General features: G+C 35.1%; 10 protein-coding genes. 1 reads left to right on the forward strand and 9 read right to left on the reverse strand.

Translation table 11 applies throughout. The annotated features are described in order from the left end of the window. The 7 genes from BA1DRAFT_RS21025 to BA1DRAFT_RS24295 all read right to left on the reverse strand — a co-directional run. The coding region (locus tag BA1DRAFT_RS21025; protein WP_051560922.1) for a hypothetical protein at positions 1 to 503 on the reverse strand (503 nt) is incomplete at its 3' end. Positions 504 to 511: 8 nt separating this feature from the next. Next, entirely contained in the window at positions 512 to 943 is a 432-nt protein-coding gene (locus BA1DRAFT_RS21030) for an AHH domain-containing protein (protein WP_051560923.1), read from the reverse strand. Between the two features lie 213 nt (positions 944 to 1156). Continuing rightward, positions 1157 to 1816 carry an Imm43 family immunity protein gene (locus BA1DRAFT_RS21035; RefSeq protein WP_036783501.1) on the reverse strand — a complete coding sequence of 220 codons (660 nt, stop codon included), beginning with the start codon at positions 1814 to 1816 and terminating at the stop codon, positions 1157 to 1159. A gap of 295 nt (positions 1817 to 2111) precedes the next feature. Further along, entirely contained in the window at positions 2112 to 2564 is a 453-nt protein-coding gene (locus tag BA1DRAFT_RS21040) for an SMI1/KNR4 family protein (RefSeq protein WP_036783502.1), read from the reverse strand. Between the two features lie 8 nt (positions 2565 to 2572). Further along, the gene (locus tag BA1DRAFT_RS21525) at positions 2573 to 3028 is read right to left on the reverse strand and encodes an HNH/ENDO VII family nuclease (protein WP_051560924.1); all 456 of its coding nucleotides are present in this window, start codon (positions 3026 to 3028) and stop codon (positions 2573 to 2575) included. Between the two features lie 52 nt (positions 3029 to 3080). Continuing rightward, positions 3081 to 3473 (reverse strand): immunity 50 family protein, encoded by a 393-nt coding sequence (locus tag BA1DRAFT_RS21050; protein ID WP_036783503.1) that lies wholly within the window; start codon positions 3471 to 3473, stop codon positions 3081 to 3083. Positions 3474 to 3482: 9 nt separating this feature from the next. After that, positions 3483 to 3680, reverse strand: coding sequence for an HNH/endonuclease VII fold putative polymorphic toxin (locus tag BA1DRAFT_RS24295; protein ID WP_072164839.1), 198 nt, complete (start codon positions 3678 to 3680; stop codon positions 3483 to 3485). Between BA1DRAFT_RS24295 and BA1DRAFT_RS24300 the strand changes: the two genes are divergently transcribed. Beyond that, on the forward strand, positions 3669 to 3833 hold the full coding sequence (locus BA1DRAFT_RS24300) for a DUF7706 family protein (RefSeq protein WP_235201201.1): 165 nt from the start codon (positions 3669 to 3671) through the stop codon (positions 3831 to 3833). The two genes, BA1DRAFT_RS24295 and BA1DRAFT_RS24300, sit on opposite strands and share 12 nt — an antisense overlap. Positions 3834 to 3887: 54 nt before the next feature. On the opposite strand, the gene BA1DRAFT_RS21060 is transcribed toward BA1DRAFT_RS24300, so the two are convergent. Together BA1DRAFT_RS21060 and BA1DRAFT_RS24470 are read right to left on the reverse strand one after the other, a co-directional pair. After that, positions 3888 to 4340, reverse strand: a complete 453-nt coding sequence (locus BA1DRAFT_RS21060; RefSeq protein ID WP_036783507.1) for a hypothetical protein — start codon at positions 4338 to 4340, stop codon at positions 3888 to 3890. Further along, on the reverse strand, positions 4337 to 4972 hold a 636-nt coding region (locus tag BA1DRAFT_RS24470), incomplete at its 5' end, for an RHS repeat-associated core domain-containing protein (RefSeq protein ID WP_276525093.1). The genes BA1DRAFT_RS21060 and BA1DRAFT_RS24470, both read right to left, overlap by 4 nt.

Here is a 4972-nt window from a genome sequence, read left to right on the forward strand (position 1 = left end):
ACTATCTTTTTATCCTTAGTCATTCCGCATGGATACAACCCTTCTTTATATATCTCAAAGATCTTCTCTAAGATTGATTCCTTTTGTTCACCTAATATATACCTTTGAATAGATAACATGTTTAGTTGAGAATATACCTCATCTAAAACTTCAAAATAAAAATCATCATAGTCAGAGTTTTCTTTTTTTATTTTTTTCTTTCGATAGGCGATTGAAATTTTATCATAATGAACAGAAAACTCTTTACTTATATCATTTAAATATTCGTCAGCTTCATTAAATTCACTTCTTAACCTAAATTTACTTATAGAATTTTCAATGAGATCTAACCATACCAAATATCCATCGGGTAATAACTGTTCAAAAGATAAAGTGAGTGCTAATTCAGGATCATGAATTTCTAAATAACGACTGGATTGATTGCTAAGAACCCCTGAAAATAATTTTTCAGACAAAAGAAAAGCCATTGGTTCAATAACAAATTCTTTTTTTATATCAATCATATACACCTCTATTTATTAAATATATTATCCCACAATTCAAAAGCTCTTTGCTTGCCTATATCAGGATTCTTAGAAATATCTTTTGACCTAATTGGCATGCCATTCATCATTGCTTTCTTCGCCTTATTTTGTATGTCAGCAACTTGTTTTGCTACAACATTAGTAGGCTGGTTTAAATCAATTTTATTTAGAGCTTTTTCAACTGCGGCAGAATATCCATTATGGCTACCTCGATGTCTTGCCATTGTGCTAACTGTAGTAGCAACCTTTTTATCTTTGATGGGGTCTGGCTGCCTCAAAAATATTCCATTACTAGCATCATCAATATCATATCCAATTTTTTTCAAAGCAGGATGATCTGATAGCTGTTTCGGGATGACATGGTGCGCTTCATGTCCCTTCCATGAAGTTGAGCGCGGCAATCCCATATCTTCCATCATGTTTTTACCCAGTTTAGTTGAGCACCCCGCTAACCCCAAGGGGTCAATGCAGTTCGCCGGGTTATGGACATAACTGTACGGGTTAGGACCACCAGAACGATGATAAGGTAATCCTGTAACACCATTGGTTCAAGGAGTGTGTCATTTCTTTTTTTTAATTTCCTGAAATGACACAAAATTTCTCATATCCCCTTTAGCTATTTTATATTAACATTATGGTAATTTTTTCTTTATTTTTTTTCTTTTACTTTCGATATCATATCTATAGTCTATACAATAATTTTTAAATGCATCATCTAGTTTAACTATTTTCACACCACTAACTTTCATCTTTACAAAGATTTCTGTTGCGTGTTCGGAAAGAAATAAAAAATCAGCAAGTAAAGTGCTACGTAGTGTAAATACATCAATGCAGTGTGGATTGTTAATGGTCAACTTATGAGGAATTAGAGAGCCAAACCTGTCTTCTTCTAATTCAGATCTATCCAAATCTAGAAGAGTATCATCACCTATGAAATACATGTAATTAAAATCATCCCTAAGTATATTACCATCTTTGATTGAAGTTGCTATTAATTTTTTAGATATAACTTCACAAATTTTTAAATTACTAAATAAATCAATGAAATTATCAGATATAATATGGCTTGCTCCGTGATTATAATAATTAAACCGCAGAGCTCCTATATTTTTATTACATAATAAAAACAATTGATTGGGGCACTCTGGTTCTTTCATGTAATAGGGGAATGAGTATTCAGAGCCGTTATAATCCCAATTGTTATTTACTTGTTTTTTTGTATCTACAATAGCATGAAGATATCTTGGTATTACTGAGGATTTATAATCATTCATTAAGACATAGTAATTCATCAATTCAATCTCCCACACTTTGTTGTAGTTACTCTTCCTGACCAGATCTTATTTTTCATATCCATTTGAATCTTTCTTATAGCATCCCTAGCCTCTCGATCATTAATATTACCATTTTCATGCTGACGTCGAACTATTTCTATTTCCTGCCTTACTTCATTAGAATAAATATTATGATTACTGCTGTTGATCTAAACAAGGAGTGATATTATCAATAGTCAAAAATCCAGAGACTCAATGAAGATGAAAGCCAGTTGAGATTTATTCAGCTGGCTTGGTTAGTTTTTTATAAAAATTATTGAGTCCTTAGTTCAACATATTCTTCAAAAAAAGAAGTGAAACTATCGCTTATAATAGCATCTACCTTTTTAAGATATGGGTCATAGTTTACAATTTTTCCAAAGTTACTAGGTGAACTATCAATGCACCAATAAATTTCATTTTCTACCATATAAATAACTGCCAGATATTTAGGTAATTGAAATTCAGAACGACATCGTGTTGTATCACCATAGATAGTACCACCATAATCTATTAACGCATTATTATCTTCAATGCCTGATATTTCTTGTTCTACAACACCACCTCCACCTGTTTTTTTTAAGAAAAATTTATAATCATCAGGAATGATTATATTCAACGTTTTTTCTAAGATACGGATTTGTTCGTTGTCTACTGGAGTATGCCAAACAACTTCGTCTTCGCATAAGGAGGATAACTTCTGAACTAATGCTTCTATCTTATTCATATCTTATCTCACATAAAATCTAGTGCTCTGGTTTTCCAATAATTCTTTCTGAATTTATCATATTGATAAGCTAAAGAGTTATTTTGTCTAAAACTATTTCCATTCTCAATGAGACCATGTAATGGCTTATGGTACTGTTTGTGAGTTGAAGAAACTATTTCAACCATTGGACCAGGCTCTCTCCCAATAACATGGTGCAAGTTTATCTGTTTTCCATCAGGTCCTATTGGGGCATAGCCATTTTTCATTAAATCTAAGTTAGTCCAGCCATCTGCAATTTTTTTCTGAACCGTTCTATTGACACTACTATGTACAAATTTAGGCGCTTCCGGTGTTACATCTTGTGTATTTTTATAAACTTTTCGACCTAATACTTCCTCAGGTTGGTATTTAGCCCCCGGACATCCCGCCAACCCAAGCGGGTCAATCCAGTTTACCGGATCATGGACATAGCTGTACGCCAAGATAGATCATCAGAAGGCCGGAAGATCACGGGGATCTTTCCGGCTATTTATATTATTTAGTCCATCGTACATCCCAATGCGGTGTAATATCCTCTATTACCATTGTTCTGGTAGAACAATGGAGGTAAAAGCCATCATTTTTTATTGTAATTTCTGTTTTTTCCTTCGTTGATTCAATAATGGGGGTACATTCAAATGCAACTCCTCCCCCATTAATTTCCAATACAGAAACATCAATACATGTCAATGTGATCATAAAACAATTAAACTTTTTCCTCCTCCATTTTTCTGGAATAACATTTGGTATATTTTTGCTACAGAAAAAAAGTTTTAATCTAGATGTGTCATAATATAAAAATTGTTCAAATTCAACGTGTTCCATCGATAGTTCATTATTAAACATGAACTTAATTTTTTCTTTAAAAATAGCATGATCAAACCACATTTATTTGCCTCAAGGAAAATTATAATGTTCTGGTAATCCATCGACACTTTTGTTTCTAAATCCATCTCCAGACGCAGGATTATATTCTCTAGGATTAAAATGAGGCCCCTGATTTCCAGGAGTCCCCGGTGGGCCATATATATGCCCTGCTGAATGTTCCTGTATTACTATTTTGGAGCCATCTGGACGAGTAAAATGATATCTCACCTTGAAGCGCTGGCCTTGGCCCAACTGGTTAGGCGGCTGAACTGGGCGGAGATACGGGCCTGTGCGGTTGATGATACGGAAGCCTGGGTTATCAAGGCTGCGATAGGGCGGCTCCAGTCGGCACTGGCGTATCACGGGTATGGGCCACGGTAAGAAAGAAGCCAGCCGGAAGCGATTCCGGCTTTTTTATTAAAAAATATAATAGTATCAGAAGGTTATCTTTTCTAAATATTGCATGGCGGCTTTCCTTGTTCCCACTGTTCTAGGGCTTAATTCTTCTAATTTTTCAAAGAATTTTATTGCATGATCGCGCATAGAAATTAAAAATTCTTTTCTATCAATAGAAGTTTTAGTTTCTGAATGACAATTCACACTTACAACTACTCTGTCACCCTTTGATGGAATAAATCTAACTTCTATTGGTTGATCAGGGAAATAGCATTTAAATTCTTTATTATCGTAAAGTAACGATAAACCTTCAGATAGATAGCTCCAGAGATCATCAATATAGTCATACATTGTCTTATCGATAAGGTTCTTACCATTGATGGTCAGCTCCAATGCACCGTCAATATAGTCAACGTTTTTTATTTTTCCATCATATTGAAAAATATCAATATACTCGTCTTTTGTTTTGATATATGTATTTATACGTATCATAATTTTCCTGGGTAAAATTGGCCTATTCTTCCATTTTTAAAGCCTACAACATAGTCCTGACCTTTATATTGTCCTGAAATTTGATACTTCCCAATAGATCCTTTACTTATTAGTGTATCTCTATTTTGTTTCATTATATCACCAATGGCATCAGTAACATTATTTACTGACATATCACGGGAGAAGAAACTTTGTTTGGCTTTGACTGAACCATCCCAAAAATCAGGGTGATGCCGCTCAAGAATATGTTTCATTCCTGCTTTGTCTAATTTAAAAGTCTGATTTCCGAAATGGTAATCCTTACCTCTAAATGTTTTCAGCTCATTAACGACTGTATGAGGGAGCTGCTTTTTAGGCATGACTGTTGATGGCGAACAACCCGTCAACCCTAGAGGGTCAATCCAGTTTACCGGATCATGGACATACCCGTACGGGTTAATGCCACCACTAAGATTCAGAGGGTCCGGCGATAAGTACTGGCCCGTATCACTCTCGTAATAACGGTGCCGATTATAAAATAAACCGCTTTCCTCGTCTTCGTACTGCCCGCAAAACCTGAGATGACACGTCAGATTCCGCGGGTCATTGACCGTCAGCACCGGCCAGCATTCCGGCTCGCCCCAGGTGAGCAG

The sequence above is a fragment of the Photorhabdus aegyptia genome, assembly GCF_000612035.1.
In the GTDB taxonomy this organism is placed as follows: Bacteria; Pseudomonadota; Gammaproteobacteria; order Enterobacterales; family Enterobacteriaceae; genus Photorhabdus; species Photorhabdus akhurstii.

Coding starts and splice junctions, on each gene's coding strand:
- BA1DRAFT_RS21030 (WP_051560923.1), bottom strand. CDS start 943: ATGATGGAAGATATGGGATTGCCGCGCTCAACTTCATGGAAGGGACAT.
- BA1DRAFT_RS21035 (WP_036783501.1), bottom strand. CDS start 1,816: ATGAATTACTATGTCTTAATGAATGATTATAAATCCTCAGTAATACCA.
- BA1DRAFT_RS21040 (WP_036783502.1), bottom strand. CDS start 2,564: ATGAATAAGATAGAAGCATTAGTTCAGAAGTTATCCTCCTTATGCGAA.
- BA1DRAFT_RS21050 (WP_036783503.1), bottom strand. CDS start 3,473: ATGTGGTTTGATCATGCTATTTTTAAAGAAAAAATTAAGTTCATGTTT.
- BA1DRAFT_RS24300 (WP_235201201.1), top strand. CDS start 3,669: ATGATATCTCACCTTGAAGCGCTGGCCTTGGCCCAACTGGTTAGGCGG.
- BA1DRAFT_RS21060 (WP_036783507.1), bottom strand. CDS start 4,340: ATGATACGTATAAATACATATATCAAAACAAAAGACGAGTATATTGAT.